This is a genomic window from Myxococcus xanthus (assembly GCF_006402735.1).
Lineage (GTDB): Bacteria > Myxococcota > Myxococcia > Myxococcales > Myxococcaceae > Myxococcus > Myxococcus xanthus_A.
The window spans coordinates 1900687-1922411 of sequence record NZ_CP017174.1 but is presented as its reverse complement, the minus strand read 5'-3'; the positions used below and the strand labels follow the sequence as shown (position 1 = coordinate 1922411).

General features: G+C 69.2%; 2 protein-coding genes. Both read left to right on the top strand.

The genetic code is table 11. The features are described from left to right. Positions 1-417 precede the first annotated feature (417 nt). On the top strand, positions 418-1836 hold the full coding sequence (locus BHS09_RS08090) for a hypothetical protein (protein ID WP_140797584.1): 1419 nt from the start codon (positions 418-420) through the stop codon (positions 1834-1836). A gap of 20 nt (positions 1837-1856) precedes the next feature. Next, positions 1857-21725: a non-ribosomal peptide synthetase gene (locus BHS09_RS08085; protein WP_140797583.1), complete on the top strand. Its 19869-nt coding sequence runs from the start codon at positions 1857-1859 to the stop codon at positions 21723-21725.

Below are 21725 nucleotides of genomic sequence, written 5' to 3'. Positions count from 1 at the left end.
CAACGCGGGCTGGCCCTTGAGTGCGTCAGGCCAAACGGTGCGCTAGGCTCTGGGCGACACGACTGTGCAACACACCGCACTGTCCGTCGCGCGGTCTCCCCTGGCAGGCCCCCGCCTCCCCTTCGTGGCTTCACGATGCCCTTCACCATTACGTCCGCTGCACTGATTCTCCTCGGGGCAGCGCTCACCACGGTTGCGCCGCCAGAAGCCACGGGCACCGCCGTGGAGCCTCCCGCCAAGGTCCGGCGCACACAGAAGCCGAACGCATCGAGCCTCACCAAACGCCGCGTCACGAAAAAGAAGCGCACGACCCCGGCCCGGGCCCGGAGTGAAACAAAGACATCGCGCTCCGTCTCATCCGAGACAGCCGAACCGGCGCAAGCCCCGAGCCCACCCGAAGTCGCGCCGGAAGCGCCCGTGACTCAGGCGCCACCGCCTCCCGCCGAGCCGAACCTCCCCGCGCGAGTCGACACACCCGACCCGCTGATGGTGCAACCCGCCGTGGTGGAGGAGACTTCGGACACGTGGGACCCGTTGATGGTGCGCCCGGTGTCGATGGAGGCGTCGGATGACGACACCTTCCCCGAGCCCTCGCCCACCCACGCGGACAAGCAGCCGTCCAAGACGGACATCCGCGAGACCTTCCGCCAGCCACAGTTCGTGGATGGAGGCCCTCCGCGAGCCGCGAACGATGACGGGCCTCCGGACATCCTCACGCTGGGCGGCGCCTACTTCCAGCGCGCGGAGCTGAGCGCCTCGCGCGGCGGCCCGGGAACGCCGCTGACGCCCGTGCTGCCATCGCTTGCGGACCTGTATCTGGACATCAATCCCTCCGAGCAGATTCGCGGGTTCGTGCGCGGGCGGCTTCTCTACGATCCGCTCGACATGCAGTTCTCCACGCCGAAGTCGGTCCTGGACCAGTTCTGGTTCCGCTTCGGTCTGGCCCACCGCGTCTTCATCACCGCGGGCCGCCAGCAGGTGCGCTGGGGCAGCTCCCGCATCTGGAATCCCACGGACTTCCTCCAGGCGCCCAATCCCCGGCCGCTCGACCCGGTGGACCTGCGCACCGGCGTGGACATGCTGAAGGTGAACGTGCCGTGGGAGGAGATGGCCTCCAGCCTGTGGCTCATCGCCACGGCGGACCTGAACGGACCGGAGGACCGCCCGATACGCTATGGCGGAGCGCTGCGCGCGGAGGTCGTGCTCGGCCCCAGCGAGCTGGCGCTGTCGGCGGCCTTCCAGCAGGGCCGCCGCCCCCGGTATGGCATCGACTGGTCGGTGGGCTTGGGGCCCTTCGACCTCAACGCGGAGATGGCACTCCTGCAAGACCTCCCCGCGCGCCTGTGGGAGCGCGGGGAGGCCGGCTACGTCGAGCGCCCCTTCGGGGGCCCGAAGCCGCAGGTCAGTGGCGGCATCAAGGGCACCTTCCGCGTGGCGGACGTCTACCGCACCATCATCCGGCTGGAGGGCTTCTACAACTCGCTGGGCACGGATGATCGCGCGCAGCTGACGTGGCAGCGCTCCACCGCGGACTACCGGCCCCTGTTCTTCGGACGTGCCTATGGCATGGCCCTGGTCAGCATCGACCGGCGCAGCCAGTTCGAGCCCCGCCTGACGCTCACCGCGCTGACGAACCTGAGTGACCCCTCGATGCTGGGCCGCATCGACTTCGACATCGCCGTGCTGCGAGACGTGGTGGCGCAGCTCTTCGTCGAAGCGCCACTGGGGCCACGCGGCACCGAGTTCCGCTTCCAGCCTGACGCCTCCGTGGTGGAAATCCCGCCCATGGGCCTGCCGCTCTTCCGCACGGGCGTCAGCGTCTACATCAAGATGTGAAGTTCCCCCCGAGCATCGACATGACCTCGCGTACCGACCTGGACTCGCTGACTCCGGAGGAGAAGCGCGCGCTGCTGCAGAAGCTGCTGAAGCGCGGCACTCCGGACACCGCCACCGGACAGAACACCCTCCAGGGCACGGGGCCCACCCGGCGCGGGGACGACACGCGAGCGGAGCCCTCCTCCGCGCAGGAGCGGATGTGGTTCCTGCATCAGCTTGCTCCCGCGTCCGCCGCGTACAACGTGGTGCGCGCGGTGGAGCTCTCCGGTGACGTAGATGCCGGCGCGCTCGACGCGGCGCTGCGGCAACTGCTGGCACGGCACCGCGCGCTCCGCTCCATCATGCCCTCCTCACCCGAGGGACATCCCCTGCTGGGTGTGCAAGACGTCGCCGCACAGGTCCTGGTGACCGAGGACCTCTCGACCGATGCGGCGCCCGAGACGTTGCTGGAGCGCCGGTTGCGGGAAGAAGCCCAGCGGCCCTTCGTCCTGGCCCAGGGGCCCCTGTATCGCTTCTGCCTCTTCCGCATGTCCGCACAGCGGCACGTCTTCACGTTGTCCCTGCACCACCTCGTGGTGGACGGCTGGAGCTACAACGTGTTGATGCGCGAGCTGGGCGTCCTCTACACGGCGCGCGTCCGTGGGCAGGCCCCCGACCTGACGCCTCTGCCGCTGGAGTACACGGACTTCGCGGCCTGGCAGCGGACGCCCGCTGTCGCGGCGCGCGAGGCGGCCCACGTCGCGTATTGGAAGGAGCAGCTCGCCGGGGTTCCGCACATCCTGGAGATGCCCACCGACAAGCCGCGCCCGCCGGTGCGCACGGACCAGGGCGTCCAGACCCAGCTGCTCCCAGTCTCTTCGGCGCTGGCCGAGGCCGTGCGCACACTCTGCCGCGAGCGGCAGGTCACCCCGTTCATGGTGTTCTACACGGCCTTCGCCGCGCTGCTGCACCGCTACTCGCAGCAGTCCGACTTCTGCGTGGGCACGCCCGTCGCGGGCCGCACGCACCTGTCCCTGGAAGGCGTGGTCGGGCTGTTCATCAACACCGTGGTCCTGCGCGCCCAGGTGCGGACGGGTGACACCTTCGCCGGGCTGCTGATGCGTGCGAGGGAATGCGCGCTCGCCGCGTACTCACACCAGGAAGCACCGTTCGAGCGAGTCATCGAGGCAGTGCAAGCGGAGCGCAACCCCGGTCACTCACCGCTCTTCCAGGTGATGTTCGACCTGTACCAGGAAGAGGACTCGCTGGCGGGCGCGTTCTCGGGCGTGGGCGCTCGCGCGCTCCATGTGGATACCGGGACCAGCCAGTTCGACCTGTCGCTCACCATCATCGAAGGCCCCTCTGGCTTCGGCGTGACGGTGCAGTACAGCACCGACCTGTTCGAGCACGACTCCATCCAGCGCATGGTGGGCCACTACCTGCGCCTGCTCGAGGGCGCCCTCGCTGCTCCCTCCGCGCCTCTCGCCTCCATCGACCTGCTCTCCTCCTCCGAGCGCCAGCAGGTCCTCTTCTCCTTCAACGCCACCTCCAGGCCTTTCGACTCCCTCGCCTCGGTGGCCTCCCTCTGGACGGCGCAGGTCGCTCGCACTCCCGACGCCACCGCCCTTGTCCTCGCCTCCTCCGGCCTTCGCTTCTCCTTCTCCCAGCTCCACGCCCGCGCCACCCGCCTTGCCCAGCACCTGCTGGGCCTGGGCGTCCTCCCAGAGGACGTCGTCGGCCTGTGCCTCGAGCGCTCCGATGACGCCGTCGTCGGCCTCCTCGCCATCCTCCTCAGTGGCGCTACCTGCCTTCCCCTCGAAGCCACGCACCCGCCCGAGCGCCGTGCCTCTCTCCTCCACCGCGCCCGCGCTCGCTTCGTCCTCTCCCGCCCGGAGTTCTTCTCCGACTCCTCGCTGACGATTCCCCTCGTCCAGCCGACGCCCCCGGCTTCCTCTTCTTCGCTCCCCCTTCCTCTCGTCCTTCCGGACTCGCTCGCCTACCTCCTCTTCACCTCCGGCTCTACTGGCGAGCCCAAGGGCGTTGAACTCTCCCACCGCTCCCTCGTCCACGCCTTCGACTCCTTCGACGCCCTCTACGACACGCGCCCCGGTGACTGCTGGGCCTCCTCCAGCAGCTTCTCCTTCGACATGCATCTGGAGGATGTCCTCTTCTGCCTGACACGCGGAGGGACAACGGTGCTGCGCGACGTGGGGCCGCTGGGGCTGGGGCGCGACATCACCCGCCACGGCATCACCCACATCGTCATCACACCTTCATCGCTGGCCACCGCGATGGAGGAACCTGGAGCGCCCGAAGCGCTGCGTTCCATGAAGGCCATTGTCGTGGGCGGTGAGGCCTTGCCCGAGCCACTGGTGGAGCAATTGGCGCTGACGCGAACGTCGCTCATCAATGCCTACGGCCCGACGGAGACGACCATCTGCGTGGTGGCCGAGAAGGTGGAAGCCCACCGCCCCGTCCGCCTGGGCCAGCCGCTGGCTCGCTCTCAAGCCTACGTCCTCGACGAGGCCGGACTTCCCACTCCCATCGGCGTCCCGGGCGAGCTCTTCCTCGGCGGCGAAGGCCTCGCTCGCGGCTACCGCGCCCTGCCTCACCTCACCGCTGAGCGCTTCGTCCCCGACGCCTTCTCCTCCAACCCCGGCGCCCGCCTCTACCGCACCGGCGACCGTGTCCGCTGGAATCCCGACGGCACTCTCTCCTACCTCGGACGCACCGACTTCCAGCTCAAGGTGCGCGGCGTCCGTGTCGAGCCCGAGGAAGTCGAGGCCGCCCTCTGCCGCCTCCCGGGCGTCCGTCAGGCCGCCGTCCTTCCTCTCTCCTCTCCTCACTCCTCCGACGTCCGCCTCGTCGCCTTCCTCGTCCTCGACGACGCCACCCCCTTCCTCCCCTCCTCACTCCGACACCAACTCTCACGCCTCCTCCCCGAGGCACTCCTTCCTTCTCCCCTCGTCTCACTCCCCTCTCTCCCCACCACCACCAACGGCAAAGTCGACCGCCGCGCCCTCTCCTCCCTTCCTCTCCCCGCCTCTTCCTCCGACGCGCCCTTCCAGTCGCCCTCCGGCCCTCTCGAAGTCGCTCTCGCTCAGCTCTTCTGCCAGGTCCTCGGCCTCTCCTCTCTCTCCCGCAACGACGACTTCTTCTCCCTCGGTGGCCACTCCCTCAGCGCCACCCGTCTCGTCGCTCGCATCCGCTCTTCTCTCGGCGTCGACCTCCCTCTCTCCTCCTTCTTCTCCGCCCCTTCCGTCGCTTCTCTCGCTCGCGAAGTCGAAGGACTCTCGGGCACCGGGAAGTCGCTCCTGCCTGCGCCCACTCCGAGAGCCGAGGCCTCCGCGCCGGTGCTCTCCTCCACTCAGGAGCGCTTGTGGTTCATCCAGCAACTCCAGCCCGACTCCTCCGCCTACCACATCCCCGAAGCCGCTCTCCTTCAGGGCGCTCTGGACGTCGATGCGCTGGAGTCCGCTCTCCGCTGGCTGGTGTCACGCCATGCCGTGCTGCGACTCGCCGTCCCCTCTGACGAAGGACGTCCTGCTCCCTTCCTCCGTGACGTCCCTGAGCGCGTCCTCCGTCACCAGAAGGCGGAGGACGCCGACGAGGTGCAGCCCTGGACGCGTCAGGAGATCGACACGCCGTTCTCGATGGAGCATGGCCCGCTCTATCGCTTCAGCCTGCTGACGCTGTCCGCCGAGCACCACGTCCTGTCGCTCGTCTTCCACCACCTGGCGGTGGATGGCTTGTCCCTGTCCATCCTGGTCCGCGAATTGGGCGTGGCCTATCGGGCGTTCCAGCAGGCCGCAGCTCCCGAGCTGCCGCCTCTGACACTGGACTGGGCGGACGTGGCGGTCTGGCAGCGCAGTGCCCCTGTGCTCGCGAGCGAGGACGCGCAGCTCGATTACTGGAAACAGCAGCTCACCGGCGCACCGGCAGTCCTTTCGCTTCCCACGGACAAGGCGCGGCCCCCCCTCCTCTCACCTCGGGGACGGCTGACCCGCCGTGAGCCGCTGTCCATTCACCTGAACGAGGCCGTGCGCGCACTCTGCCGCGAGCGGCAAGTCACGCCATTCATGGTGTTCTACGCGGCCTTCGCCGCGCTGCTGCACCGCTATTCGCAGCAGTCCGACTTCTGCGTGGGCACGCCCGTCGCGGGCCGCACCCATCCGGCCACCGAGGACATCGTCGGCACCCTGGTGAACACGCTGGTGCTGCGCAGCCAGGTGCGCGCGAAGAGTTCCTTCGACTCGCTGCTCTCCGAGGTCCGCGCCACCACCCTAGAGGCCATGTCCCACCAGGACGTTCCCTTCGAGCGCATCGTCCGTGCGCTTGGCGTGGAGCGCACTCCCGCTCACTCACCGCTCTTCCAGGTGATGTTCGACCTGTACCAGCAGGGCGATGCGTTGACGGGCGCATTCCCTGGGCTTGATGCGCGCCCGCTGGAACTGGACATCCACACCACGCACTTCGATCTGTCGCTGACGGTGCAAGCCAGCACGGAAGGTTTCGGCGTGACGGTGCAGTACAGCACCGACCTGTTCGAGCACGACTCCATCCAGCGCATGGTGGGCCACTACCTGCGCCTGCTCGAGGGCGCCCTCGCTGCTCCCTCCGCGCCTCTCGCCTCCATCGACCTGCTCTCCGCCTCCGAGCGCCAGCAGGTCCTCTTCTCCTTCAACGCCACCTCCAGGCCTTTCGACTCCCTCGCCTCGGTGGCCTCCCTCTGGACGGCGCAGGTCGCTCGCACTCCCGACGCCACCGCCCTTGTCCTCGCCTCCTCCGGCCTTCGCTTCTCCTTCTCCCAGCTCCACGCCCGCGCCACCCGCCTTGCCCAGCGCCTGCTGGGCCTGGGCGTCCTCCCTGAGGACGTCGTCGGCCTGTGCCTTGAGCGCTCCGATGACGCCGTCGTCGGCCTCCTCGCCATCCTCCTCAGTGGCGCTACCTGCCTTCCCCTCGAAGCCACGCACCCGCCCGAGCGCCGTGCCTCTCTCCTCCACCGCGCCCGCGCTCGCTTCGTCCTCTCCCGCCCGGAGTTCTTCTCCGACTCCTCGCTGACGATTCCCCTCGTCCAGCCAACGCCTCCGGCTTCCTCTTCTTCGCTCCCCCTTCCTCTCGTCCTTCCGGACTCGCTCGCCTACCTCCTCTTCACCTCCGGCTCTACTGGCGAGCCCAAGGGCGTCGAGCTTTCTCACCGCTCCCTCGTCCACGCCTTCGACTCCTTCGACGCCCTCTACGACACGCGCCCCGGTGACTGCTGGGCCTCCTCCAGCAGCTTCTCCTTCGACATCCACCTGGAAGAGCTGTTCTACGGGCTCACTCGAGGCGCCACGGTCATTCTGCGTGACGTGGGGCCGCTGGGGTTGGGAGGAGACATTGCCCGCCACGGCATCACGCACGTCAGCACCACGCCGTCGTCGCTGGCCACCGCGATGGAGGAGCCCGGAGCCGTTGCGGCGCTTCGCTCACTCAAGCGCCTCATCTCGGGAGGCGAGGCGCTGCCGGACGCGTTGACGCGGCAGCTCCAGGATTCGTCCCTGCAACTGCTCAATACCTACGGCCCGACGGAGACGACCATCTGCGTGGTGGCCGAGAAGGTGGAAGCCCACCGCCCCGTCCGCCTGGGCCAGCCGCTGGCTCGCTCTCAAGCCTACGTCCTCGACGAGGCCGGACTTCCCACTCCCATCGGCGTCCCGGGCGAGCTCTTCCTCGGCGGCGAAGGCCTCGCTCGCGGCTACCGCGCCCTGCCTCACCTCACCGCTGAGCGCTTCGTCCCCGACGCCTTCTCCTCCAACCCCGGCGCCCGCCTCTACCGCACCGGCGACCGTGTCCGCTGGAATCCCGACGGCACTCTCTCCTACCTCGGACGCACCGACTTCCAGCTCAAGGTGCGCGGCGTCCGTGTCGAGCCCGAGGAAGTCGAGGCCGCCCTCTGCCGCCTCCCGGGCGTCCGTCAGGCCGCCGTCCTTCCTCTCTCCTCTCCTCACTCCTCCGACGTCCGCCTCGTCGCCTTCCTCGTCCTCGACGACGCCACCCCCTTCCTCCCCTCCTCACTCCGACACCAACTCTCACGCCTCCTCCCCGAGGCACTCCTTCCTTCTCCCCTCGTCTCACTCCCCTCTCTCCCCACCACCACCAACGGCAAAGTCGACCGCCGCGCCCTCTCCTCCCTTCCTCTCCCCGCCTCTTCCTCCGACGCGCCCTTCCAGTCGCCCTCCGGCCCTCTCGAAGTCGCTCTCGCTCAGCTCTTCTGCCAGGTCCTCGGCCTCTCCTCTCTCTCCCGCAACGACGACTTCTTCTCCCTCGGTGGCCACTCCCTCAGCGCCACCCGTCTCGTCGCTCGCATCCGCTCTTCTCTCGGCGTCGACCTCCCTCTCTCCTCCTTCTTCTCCGCCCCTTCCGTCGCTTCTCTCGCTCGCGAAGTCGAAGGACTCTCGGGCACCGGGAAGTCGCTCCTGCCTGCGCCCACTCCGAGAGCCGAGGCCTCCGCGCCGGTGCTCTCCTCCACTCAGGAGCGCTTGTGGTTCATCCAGCAACTCCAGCCCGACTCCTCCGCCTACCACATCCCCGAAGCCGCTCTCCTTCAGGGCGCTCTGGACGTCGATGCGCTGGAGTCCGCTCTCCGCTGGCTGGTGTCACGCCATGCCGTGCTGCGACTCGCCGTCCCCTCTGACGAAGGACGCCCTGCTCCCTTCCTCCGTGACGTCCCTGAGCGCGTCCTGACCGTGCAGACGCTGTCGGACGCGCCGCTTGTGCTGGAAGAGCGGCTGCGCCTCGAAGCCGAGCGCGTCTTCCCCATGGCGGAGGGCCCGCTCTACCGCTTCCACCTGTGGCGGCTCTCACCCGAGCGGCATGCGCTGCTGCTCGTATTCCACCACCTGCTGGTGGATGAACTGGCCCTCTCCGTCCTGTTGCGCGAACTGGGCGTGGCCTATCGGGCGTTCCAGCAGGCCGCAGCTCCCGAGCTGCCGCCCGTGACGCTGGACTGGGCCGATGTCGCGGCCTGGCAACGAACCGAGGCCGTGCTCGCGCACGAAGACGCGCACCTGGCCTATTGGACCCGCCAGCTCGCGGATGCACCCCGGCTGCTCTCGCTTCCCACGGACAAGCCTCGTCCCGCCGTGCTGTCGAGCCAGGGGCGAGTGACCGCACAGCGGCCCCTGGCACCCGAGGTGTCGGCGGCCCTTCACGACTTCTGCCGCCTGCAGGGCGTGACACCGTTCATGGTGCTCTACGCGGCCTTCGCGGCACTGCTCCACCGTTACTCGGACCAGCCCGAAGTCTGTGTGGGCACCCCGATGGCGGGGCGAACCCACCCGGCCACCGAGGACGTCGTCGGCCTCTTCGTCAACACGGTGGTGCTGCGCATGCACGCGCAGCCGGAGGATTCCTTCGCGTCCCTGCTCGCACGGGTCCGTACCACCGTGCTCGAAAGCATCGCCCACCAGGACGCCCCCTTCGAGCGGGTGGTGCAGGCCTTGGATGTGCAGCGCAGTCCGCGCCACTCCCCGCTCTTCCAGGTGATGTTCGGATTGATTCGCGCCGGACACGCCCTGGCGGAAGCACTGCCTGGACTCCACGGACGGCCCCTGTGGCCCGAGCTGGCCACGAGCCAGTTCGACCTGTCGGTCGTGATGACCGAGTCGCCGGAGGGGTTCTCACTCGCCGCCAGCTACAGCACCGACCTGTTCGAGGCCGAAACCGTCGAACGCCTGCAGAGCCATTACTCGCGCCTGCTCGAACATGCGCTCCAGTCGCCATCCTCTCGGCTGGACACCCTGCCCATGGCGTCCGACAGCGAGCGGGGGCAGTTGCTGCGCGCCTGGAACGACACGCAGCGGATGATTGCCTGGGAAGGCGCATTGCACGAGCGCTTCGAGGCGTGGGCGATCCGGACACCGGACGCGCTCGCCGTCGTCGATGGCCGGCAGGTACTCACCTATGACGCGCTCAATCGCCGAGCGAACCAGGTGGCCTGGGCTCTGCGAGCCCGCGGCGTCGCCCCCGAAGTCCGCGTGGCCCTCATCCTGGAGCGCGGGGTGGACCTGGCCACGGGCGTGCTCGGCATCCTGAAGGCAGGCGGGGCCTACGTTCCCGTGGACGCGGCCTATCCTCGCGAACGAATCGCGCGCGTGCTCCAGGACAGTGGAGTCCAGCTGGCGCTGACTCAATCGTCGCTGCTCGCGTCCGTCGAGCCATTCGGCATCCCCACCCTGTGCGTGGACGCCGTGGCGGACATGCCAGCGCAGGGTGACGCCAACCCACCTCGCGTCACCGCGCCGGAGCATCTGGCCTACGTCATCTACACGTCCGGAAGCACCGGCCAGCCCAAGGGCATCATGGTGCAGCACGGCTCGATGATGAACCTGCGTGCAGCGCTGGCGGAGTCCGCCTACGCCGGCACGACAGGCCCGCTGCGCGTCAGCCTCAACGCATCGATTTCGTTCGACGCCTCGGTTCAACAACTGGTGCAACTGGCGGACGGGCACACGCTCTGCGTCGTTCCCCAACCTGTCCGTGACGATGTTTCGAAGCTGTGCGCATGGCTGGTGGAACAGCGTGTGGACGTCTTCGATTGTGTCCCGTCGCACCTGCGGCTGCTGCTGGACGAGGGCTTGGGTGGGCGTCACCCGCTGCGCGTGCTCGTGGGCGGCGAAGCCGTGGACGAGGTGCTGTGGGAGCGGCTCGTCCGCCATCCGGGCCTCACCTGCTTCAACGTGTATGGCCCCACCGAGTGCACGGTGGACGTCACCGCGCATCCCATCGACGCCGGGCGGCCCTCCATCGGACGGCCGTTCGCCAACGTGTGCATGTACGTCCTGGATGCGCACCTGGAGCCCGTGCCACTGGGCCTTCCGGGCGAGCTTTACATCGCGGGAGCGAGCCTGGCGCGTGGTTACCTGGGCCAGCCGGCGCTCACCGCCGAGCGCTTCATTCCCAACCCCTTCGGCACCACGCCCGGCGAGCGGCTCTACCGCACGGGTGACCAGGTCCGGTGGCGGGCCCATGGAACGCTGGAGTACCTGGGCCGCGTCGACACGCAGGTGAAGGTGCGGGGCTTCCGCATCGAGCTGGCGGAAGTGGAAACAGCGCTCCTTGCAGCCCCCGGCGTGCGCGCCGCGGTGGCCCTGGTGCGAGAGGACGCCCCGGGTGACTCGCGCCTGGTTGCCTACGTGGTGCCCCAGTCCGTGCGCGCCTCCACGCTAGAACTGGCGTCCCTTCGGGCGCACCTGAAGCAACTGCTGCCAGAGCACATGGTGCCTTCCGCCATCCTCGCGGTGGATGCACTCCCCACGACAACCAGTGGCAAGGTGGACCGTGGAGCCCTGGCGGCACTGCCCTCGCACGCGGTGGAGTCAGCGCCTCGGGGTGAGCCTCCACGGGGTCCCGTGGAAGAGCTTCTGGCGCAGGTGTTCTGCCAGGTGCTCGGTGTCACGTCTGTCGCCCGAGACGATGACTTCTTCAGCCTGGGGGGGCATTCGCTCAGTGCCACACGGCTGATGGCCCGGGTCCGGCAGTCCTTCGGCGCCGCGCTGCCACTCACCGCCCTGTTCGCATCGCCGAGCGTGGCTGGACTCGCGCGGGAACTGGCTCGAGTCCAGGGCACCGCGAGGCTCGTGTTGCCGGCGCCCGAGCGTCGTGAGGATGGCGAACGTGCGGTGCTTTCGTCCGCGCAGGAACGGATGTGGCTCCTGCACCGGTTGCAGCCCGAGTCCAGCGCCTATCACCTGCCCGAGGCCCTGGAACTCACGGGACCGCTGGACGTGGCGGCACTGGAAGCTTCGCTCCAATGGCTGGTCTCACGGCATGCCGTGTTGCGGCTGGTGGTGCCTGCCTCTTCCGACGGGAACCCGGCGCCGAGGCTCATCGCTGTTCCGGAGCGCGTGCTGGAGGTGGAGACGCTTGAGCTCGCGCCAGAGGCACTCGAACAGTGCTTGCAGCAGGAAGCCGAGCGCCCGTTCTCCATGGAGGATGGGCCGCTGTACCGCTTCCACCTGTGGCGGCTCTCTTCTGAGCATCACGTCCTGTTGCTCGTCTTCCACCACCTGCTGGTCGACGGGCACAGCCTTTCCCTGCTGCTGAACGAACTGGCGGAGGCGTACCCGTCCTTCCAACAGGGAGGGTCTCCTGCGGCTCCACGCGTCGCACTGGACAACGCGGACGTCGCCACCTGGCAGCGCACCGAGCCTCTGCGCGCGCATGAGGATGCACACCTGACGTACTGGATGCGCGAGCTCGCCGACGCGCCACCGCTGCTTCAGCTTCCCACGGACACACCGCGTCCCGCCGCGCTCACGGGCAAGGGTGGACTCGTTTCCGGTCTCCGTCTTTCGGCCGAGCTGGATGGAACGCTGCGAGCCTTCTGCCGCGAGCACGGGGTGACGCCGTTCATGGCGCTCCAGGCCGCCTTCGCCGGGCTGCTGCACCGCTACTCCGGACAGCTGGACGTCTGCGTTGGCGTTCCTGTCTCCGGACGCACGCACCCTGCCACCGAGGACGTCGTCGGCCTCTTCGTCAACACCGTCGTCCTTCGTACACGCTTCCTCTCCGACGACTCCTTCTCCTCACTCCTCTCCCGCACGCGCACCACTTCTCTCGACGCCTTCTCTCACCAGGACGCTCCCTTCGAGCGCGTCGTCCACGCCCTCGGCATCCAGCGCAGCGCCAACCACGCGCCGCTCGTCCAGGTCGCCTTCGTCTGGAATCGCGCTGGCGCTCCGCTTCACCTCGGGGCCAGCGCTTCTCGTCCGCTTTCCGTTCCGTCTTCCAGCGCGAAGCTGGATCTCGCGCTGCTGGTGCGCGAGGACTCGCAGGGTTTTGAGCTCTCGGCGGAGTACAGCAGTGACCTGTACGAAGCAGGCAGCGTGGAGCGGATGCTCGGGCACTACCTGCGACTGCTCGAAAGCGCGCTCGCCGCGCCTCAGGCCGCGCTTGCCTCACACTCGTTGCTCTCCGCCGAGGAGCGCCAGCGAGTGCTGCATGACTTCAATGCCACTGAGCGGCCCTTCGACTCCCTCGCCACCTTCGTCTCGCTCTGGGACGCTCAGGTTGCGCGGACGCCTGCCGCCACCGCACTGCTCATCGCCGACTCCGACGACTCCCTCACCTACCAGCAGCTCGACGCTCGCGCGTCTGCCCTCGCAGGCCACCTCTCGGCCCTTGGCGCCGGCCCCGAGTCCGTCGTCGCCGTCTGCGTCGAGCGCTCTGCTTCGCTCCTCATCTCCCTCCTCGCTGTCCTCAAGGCGGGCGCTGCTTACCTTCCTCTGGAGCCTTCGCACCCTGAGGCGCGCAGGGCTTCTCTCATTCAGCAGGCGGGAGCGCGCCTCGTTGTCGCTTCTCACGGCCTCTTCTCCCAGCCGCTGACTGGCGTACGCCTCGTCTCGCCTGATGCATTCGGCCCCGACTCCGCGCCGCTGCGCCCAGCCTCGCCTCACCACCTCGCCCTCGTCCTCTTCACCTCAGGCACCACCGGCCAACCCAAGGCCGTCGAAATCTCCCACCGCAGCCTCTCTCACCTCTTCGACGCCGCTGACGCCCTCTACCCCTCTCTCCCTGGCGACTGCACCCTCGCCGCCGCCTCCGTCGCCTTCGACGTCCACGTCCTCGAGTTGCTCTACCCCCTCACTCGCGGCGCTCGCGTCGTCCTCCGCCCCACTGGCCCCGACTCACTCTCCCGCCACGCCTCCCGCTACCGCGCCACCCACCTCCTCGCCACACCCTCCGTCCTCCTCGCCGCCCTCGAAGAGGCCGGCGCTGAAGCCGCCTTCCTCAACCTCTCCTTCCTCCAACTCGGCGGCGAGCCTCCTCCCCCTTCTCTCCTCCTTCGCCTCTCCCAGGGCCCCGTGCGCCTCCTCAACGGCTACGGCCCTTGCGAGGCCACCTGCCTCTCCTCCCTCCACCTCCTCTCCCCGGGCGCGCCTCCCCTCCTCGGACGCCCCCTTCCTCGCGTGCGCGCCTACGTCCTCGACGACGCGGGCCTCCCCGTCCCCATCGGCGTCCCGGGCGAGCTCTTCCTCGGCGGCGCAGGCCTCGCTCGCGGCTACCGCGCTCTTCCTCACCTCACCGCCGAGCGCTTCGTCCCTGACGCCTTCTCCTCCACCCCCGGCGCCCGCCTCTACCGCACCGGCGACCGCGTCCGCTGGAATCCCGACGGCACTCTCTCCTACCTCGGACGCACTGACTTCCAGGTGAAGGTGCGCGGCGTCCGCGTCGAGCCCGAGGAAGTCGAGGCCGCCCTCTCCCTCCTCCCCGGCGTCCGTCAGGCCGCCGTCCTTCCTCTCTCCTCTCCCCACTCCTCCGACGTCCGCCTCGTCGCCTTCGTCTCCCTCCTCCCCGGCTTCTCCTCCGACTCCCTCCTCCCCTCTCTCGCCCTCTCTCTCCCGGCACCCTTGGTGCCCTCTCGCCTCCTCTCCCTCGACTCCCTCCCCACCTCTCCCAACGGCAAAGTCGACCGCCGCGCCCTCGCCTCCCTCCCTCTCCCCTCCGACGACTCTCCCCCCTCTCTTCCTCCTCAGGGCCACGTCGAGGAGCTCCTCGCTCAACTCTTCTGCCAGGTCCTCGGCCTCTCCTCCCTCTCTCGCCACGACGACTTCTTCTCTCTCGGCGGACACTCCCTCAGCGCCACTCGCCTCGCAGCTCGCATCCGCTCCTCCTTCGGCGTCGAGCTTCCTCTCTCCTCTCTCTTCTCCTCTCCCTCCGTCGCCGCGCTTGCTCGTGAGCTGAAGGGAATCCAGGGCGCTATCGAGACGTCACTGCCAGCGCCGACGCCTCGTCACGACGATGAGCGCGCGCGGCTTTCGTACTCGCAGGAGCGCATGTGGTTCCTGCACCAGTTGCAGCCCGACTCCAGCGCCTACCACATGCCCGAAGCACTGGAGCTCACGGGGCCCCTGGACATCGAGGCACTGGAAGCCGCGCTCCACTGGATGGTCTCGCGACACACGGTGCTGCGATTGGCGGTTCCCGCTTCACGCGACGGACATCCCGTCCCACTGTTGCAACCAGCCGCTCCGCGCGTGCTGTCCGTGGAGCATCTGGAGCCAGACGCATCCGCCACAACGCTGACGGCACATCTTCGACACGAAGCAGATCGCCCCTTCTCGATGGCGGAAGGACCGCTCTACCGGTTCCGCCTGTGGCAGCTCACGCCACAGCGGCATGTCTTGTTGCTCGTCTTCCACCACCTGCTGGTGGATGGGACGTCGCTGTCCGTCTTGATGCGAGAGATGGCCGAGGCATATCTCGCCTTCACCCAGGATTCGCTTCCCTCGCTCGCGCCGGTGGACCTGAGCTGGGCCGACGTGGCCGTATGGCAGCGCATGCCTCGGCTCCAGGAGCGTGAAGAACGCCAGCGCGAATACTGGGTGCGCCAGCTCGCCGACGCGCCACGGCTGCTTCAGCTTCCCACCGACAAACCGCGCCCCTCCGTCCTCACTGGAAGGGGAGGCTCCATTGAGGGACAGCAACTCTCACCAGCCCTCACCCAGGCGCTGCGAGCCATCTGCCGCGAGCACGGGGTGACGCCGTTCATGGCGCTCCAGGCCGCCTTCGCCGGGCTGCTGCACCGCTACTCCGGACAGCTGGACGTCTGCGTTGGCGTTCCTGTCTCCGGACGCACGCACCCTGCCACCGAGGACGTCGTCGGCCTCTTCGTCAACACCGTCGTCCTTCGTACACGCTTCCTCTCCGACGACTCCTTCTCCTCACTCCTCTCCCGCACGCGCACCACTTCTCTCAACGCCTTCTCTCACCAGGACGCTCCCTTCGAGCGCGTTGTCCACGCCCTCGGCATCCAGCGCAGCCCCAACCACGCGCCGCTCGTCCAGGTCGCCTTCGTCTGGAATCGCGCTGGCGCTCCGCTTCACCTTGGAGCCCTGTCCTCTCGTTCGGTCCCCGTCTCCCCATCCAGTGCAAAGCTGGATCTGTCACTGCATGTCTTCGAAGACGGTGACAGCCTGCATGTTGGAGCGGAGTACAGCAGTGACCTGTACGAAGCAGGCAGCGTGGAGCGGATGCTCGGGCACTACCTGCGGCTGCTCGAAAGCGCGCTCGCCGCTCCTCAGGCCCCGCTTGCCTCACACTCGCTGCTCTCCGCCGAGGAGCGCCAGCGAGTGCTGCATGACTTCAATGCCACTGAGCGGCCCTTCGACTCCCTCGCTACCTTCGTCTCGCTCTGGGACGCGCAGGTCGCGCGGACGCCTGCCGCCACCGCGCTGCTCGTCGCCGACTCCGACGACTCCCTCACCTACCAGCAGCTCGACGCTCGCGCGTCTGCCCTCGCAGGCCACCTCTCGGCCCTTGGCGCCGGCCCCGAGTCCGTCGTCGCCGTCTGCGTCGAGCGCTCTGCTTCGCTCCTCATCTCCCTCCTCGCTGTCCTCAAGGCGGGCGCTGCTTACCTTCCTCTGGAGCCTTCGCACCCTGAGGCGCGCAGGGCTTCTCTCATTCAGCAGGCGGGAGCGCGCCTCGTTGTCGCTTCTCACGGCCTCTTCTCCCAGCCGCTGACTGGCGTACGCCTCGTCTCGCCTGATGCATTCGGCCCCGACTCCGCGCCGCTGCGCCCAGCCTCGCCTCACCACCTCGCCCTCGTCCTCTTCACCTCAGGCACCACCGGCCAACCCAAGGCCGTCGAAATCTCCCACCGCAGCCTCTCTCACCTCTTCGACGCCGCTGACGCCCTCTACCCCTCTCTCCCTGGCGACTGCACCCTCGCCGCCGCCTCCGTCGCCTTCGACGTCCACGTCCTCGAGTTGCTCTACCCCCTCACTCGCGGCGCTCGCGTCGTCCTCCGCCCCACTGGCCCCGACTCACTCTCCCGCCACGCCTCCCGCTACCGCGCCACCCACCTCCTCGCCACACCCTCCGTCCTCCTCGCCGCCCTCGAAGAGGCCGGCGCTGAAGCCGCCTTCCTCAACCTCTCCTTCCTCCAACTCGGCGGCGAGCCTCCTCCCCCTTCTCTCCTCCTTCGCCTCTCCCAGGGCCCCGTGCGCCTCCTCAACGGCTACGGCCCTTGCGAGGCCACCTGCCTCTCCTCCCTCCACCTCCTCTCCCCGGGCGCGCCTCCCCTCCTCGGACGCCCCCTTCCTCGCGTGCGCGCCTACGTCCTCGACGACGCGGGCCTCCCCGTCCCCATCGGCGTCCCGGGCGAGCTCTTCCTCGGCGGCGCAGGCCTCGCTCGCGGCTACCGCGCTCTTCCTCACCTCACCGCCGAGCGCTTCGTCCCTGACGCCTTCTCCTCCACCCCCGGCGCCCGCCTCTACCGCACCGGCGACCGCGTCCGCTGGAATCCCGACGGCACTCTCTCCTACCTCGGACGCACTGACTTCCAGGTGAAGGTGCGCGGCGTCCGCGTCGAGCCCGAGGAAGTCGAGGCCGCCCTCTCCCTCCTCCCCGGCGTCCGTCAGGCCGCCGTCCTTCCTCTCTCCTCTCCCCACTCCTCCGACGTCCGCCTCGTCGCCTTCGTCTCCCTCCTCCCCGGCTTCTCCTCCGACTCCCTCCTCCCCTCTCTCGCCCTCTCTCTCCCGGCACCCTTGGTGCCCTCTCGCCTCCTCTCCCTCGACTCCCTCCCCACCTCTCCCAACGGCAAAGTCGACCGCCGCGCCCTCGCCTCCCTCCCTCTCCCCTCCGACGACTCTCCCCCCTCTCTTCCTCCTCAGGGCCACGTCGAGGAGCTCCTCGCTCAACTCTTCTGCCAGGTCCTCGGCCTCTCCTCCCTCTCTCGCCACGACGACTTCTTCTCTCTCGGCGGACACTCCCTCAGCGCCACTCGCCTCGCAGCTCGCATCCGCTCCTCCTTCGGCGTCGAGCTTCCTCTCTCCTCTCTCTTCTCCTCTCCCTCCGTCGCCGCGCTTGCCCAGGTGATCGGCACGGCGGCGCAGGCCCAAGACGTCCTGCGGCCCGCGAGCCCCAGGCCATCGCGAATCCCCGCGTCGCTGGTCCAGGAACGCCTGTGGTACGCGCTCCAGCTCCCGGACGCTCCGCCCTACGTGGTGCAGGTGTCCCTCGTGCTCGAAGGCGCACTCGACGCGGCGAAGCTCGAAGCCGCCCTCGAAACCGTGCTGGAGCACAACGAGACCCTGCGAACGACCTTCCACCTGGAAGCAGACCGCGTCATCGCCAGGGTGCACGGCCCGCAGCGTCCGGTCCTCTCGCGAACGGACCTGTCACACCTGCCGCTCGAAGAGGCGCAGCACACCGCGCGCGCAGCCGCTACGCGAGAGGCCCAGCGGCACTTCGACATCCAGAAGGGCCCCCTCTATCGCTTCGAGTTGCTCCAGCTCGACACGACGGGGCTGCGGCATGCCTTCATCGCCTCGCTCAGCCACCTCGTCACCGATGGCGTGGGCACGCAGGCGTTCATGGAGGAACTGGTCGCGGCGTATCGAGCGGCTCGCACCGGCGCGCCCGCGCCACTTCCACCCGACATCCAATACGGCGACTTCGCGCTCTGGCAACGCAGCCCGGAGCACCAGCGTCAGGTGGACGCGAGCCTCGACTCCTGGAAGCAGGCCCTGGCCCACGCGCCGCCGGTGCTGGACCTGCCCACCGACTTCCCGCGCCGCGCTCCCGCGCTCAACGCGAACATGCGCCCCACGCGGCTGACACTCGCGTCCGGGGACCTGAGCGCACTGGAAGCACTCGCGCGCCAGGAGGGCGTCTCCACCTTCACCGCGACGCTCGCGTTGATGCAGGCCTGGCTCCACCGGCTGAGCGCCCAGTCGCACGTGGTCGTGGCCTCGCCGTCCTCCGGACGCACCCTGCCGCAGACGGAGCACCGGGTGGGCTACTTCGCGAACATCCTGCCCCTGTGCACCGATGTCTCCGGGCAGCCCTCCTTCCGTGAGCTGCTCCGCCGCGCCCACGGCGTGGTGCTGCACGCCACCACTCACCAAGAGGTGCCCTTCAAGCGCATCGCGGACGCCGTGCAACCCGACGCCAGCCGCACCGCGCCGCTCCTGGCACAGGCCCTGCTCGTCCTGGACCGCTTCTCCAGCCCTTCCTTCGAGGGACTCTCCGCGTCGGAGCTGCTCGGCGACAGCGTCATTCCCGCGTACGACGTGGTGCTCAGTCTGGTGGAGCACCCCGGAGGTGGCATGGAGGGGCTGCTCGCCACCGACAGCGCCCTCTTCACCCCCGCGACGTCCAGCCGCATGGCCCATGCGTTCGAGCACCTGCTGTCTCAGGCCGTGCGTGCCCCGGACGCGCCATTGTCCCGGCTGCCCTTGCTCTCGGCGGCCCAGCAGGCCCAGCTGCTGTCAGCCCTCGCGGGTGGACCACAGGACGTGCCCGCCGGCACCTGCATCCACACGTTCTTCGAGTCCCAGGTGCGCCGCACGCCGAACGCGCCCGCGGTGGCCCATGACACGACGACCTGGAGCTACGCGGAGCTGAATGCCCGCGCCAACCTGCTGGCGCGGTACCTGCTCGAACGCGGCCTGCGTCCCGAGGAGCGGGTGGCCATCGTGATGGAGCCTTCCGCGCAGGGCATGGCCGCGCTGCTGGGCATCCTCAAGGCGGGAGGCGCTTACGTCCCGCTGGACATCAACTGGCCCGAACCCCGCAAGCGCACCGTGCTGGAGCGCGCCGGCGTTCGCAGGTTGTGGGCGGACGCGGAGGCCCTGGCCGCGCACCAGGGGCTGGTACCAGACGTGGAGGTGCCGCCTCGGCCCGAGCACGTGGCGGAGGACCTGGAGCCCGGACCGCGCGCGGTGGCGGACACCCAGCTCGCCTACATCGTCTTCACCTCGGGCTCCACGGGCGAGCCCAAGGGGGTGATGGTGGAGCACCGCTCCGTGGTCAACCACAACCTCGCCATGGCCGCGCGCTTCGGACTGCGGCCCGGGGACCGGATGCTCCAGTTCGCGCCGCTGAGCTTCGACGCCGCGGCGGAGGACCTCTACCCGCCGCTCGCGGTGGGCGCCACGGTGGTGATGCGCAGCGGGCTGGTGCCCGCGCACGCGATGACGCCGTACCTGGAGGAGACGGACATCACCATCATCAGCCTGCCTCCCACGTACATCGAGGAGTGGATTCGTCAGATGGAAGCGCTGGGGCAGCGGGTGCCCGCGCGGCTGCGGCTGCTGGCCCCCGGCGGTGACGTCCTCAAGCGCGAGACGTACGAGGCCTGGGTGCGCGTGGGCGGCGGCCATGCCCCGTGGCTCAACGTCTACGGCCCCACCGAGTGCACGATTACCTCCGCCACGTGTGACATCCCCGGCGCGGAAGGCGTGGGCACCGACGCCACGTTCCCCATTGGCCGTCCGATTCCGCGCGTGCGCTTCTACCTCCTGGACGAACACCTGACGCCGGTGCTGCCGGGCCTTCCAGGGCGCGTGTACATCGGCGGTGCGGCGCTCTCCCGCGGGTACCTGCGAGCGCCGAACATGACGGCCGAGCGATTCATCCCCGACCCGTTCTCCGCCGAGCCGGGCGCGCGCATGTACTACACGGGGGACCTGGCCCGGATGCTACCCGACGGACGCCTGCGCTTCCTGGGCCGCGCGGACCACCAGGTGAAGATTCGTGGCTTCCGCATCGAGCTGGCGGAAATCGAGGCCTGCCTGCGCCGCTTCCCACGCGTGGAGGAGGCGGTGGTGCTGGCCCGCACCGCGTCCACGGGGCTCCAGCAGCTCGCGGCCTATGTCCAGGCGCCACCGGATGCCGTGGCCGTCGAGGCACTGCGCGGGCACGTGGCGGAGCAGCTTCCGTCGTACATGGTGCCCGCGGCTTTCGTCGTCATGGAGGCGCTCCCCATCAACGCCAACGGCAAGGTGGACCGCCATGCCCTGCCCGACCCGGAGGCCCACGCCGCGGCCACGAAGGCGCCAGAGCCTACGGCGAACCCCACCACGGCCCTGGAGCTCCGCTCCACGCTGGAGATGCGGCTGTTGAACCTGTGGCGAGAGGTCCTCAACCAGCCCGGCCTGGGGCCCGACGACGACTTCTTCCAGCACGGCGGAGACTCCATCCTGGGCATGCGCCTCCTGGCGCGCATGGAGGAGGAATTCGGCCTTCCGGTTCCCTTGGCCACCCTCTTCCAGTACCCCGTGCTGAAGGAGACCACCGACGCGCTCCGAGAGCTGCTGGAGCAGGGGCCTCCGCTCTCCAGGGTGGTGCGCCTGTCCGGGCCGGAAGCCTCCGCGGAGGCACCGCGGCTCTTCCTCATGCACCCCGGCGATGGGGAGCTGCACTACTACCGCCACCTCGTGCCCCTGCTGTCGCCGCACCTGCGCTGCCACGGCCTGCAGGCGCCAGAGACGATGTCGCACCGCGGGTTCGACACCTTCGAGGCGCGCGTCGCCGCCTACGCGGAGGACATTCGCGCCGTGCAGCCTCACGGGCCCTACCTGCTCGCCGGCTTCTCCTTCGGTGGGTACCCGGCCTACGGCGTCGCCGCGGCGCTCGAGGCTTCGGGCGAGGAGGTGCGCATGCTCGCCCTCATCGACACCCTGACCGTCCGGGCGCTCAATGCCGTGGCGCCGCTGACGCTGCCGCCGGTGCTCCAACTCGCGAAGACCTTCGAGGTGCTCGACGCGGCGCTGGAAGCGGAGCTCGCGGGCCTGTCATCGGAGGGCGCGCAATGGGAGCGCGTGGCGGCCCGTGCCAGGGAGCGGGGCACCGTGGCGCCCCACTTCACCGGCGCGGACCTGAAGCGCATGTGGCACCTGGCCGGAGAAATCCTCCCGCCGCAGGTGCGCACCTGGCGCGTGCCCGACGTGCGCGCGCGCCTGCTGCTCTTCCGGGCCGAGGGCAACCCGTCGCTGGACGAGACGCTCGGCTGGAGCCAGGACGTGCCGCGCGAGCGCATCGACGTGGTGCCCCTGCCGGGTGGGCACTCGGGGGCCATCGAGCCCCCGACCGTGAGCGTGCTGGCGCGGTACCTGGTGGAGAAAGCGCTCGGCCAGACGTAG

Coding starts and splice junctions, on each gene's coding strand:
- BHS09_RS08085 (WP_140797583.1), top strand. CDS start 1,857: ATGACCTCGCGTACCGACCTGGACTCGCTGACTCCGGAGGAGAAGCGC.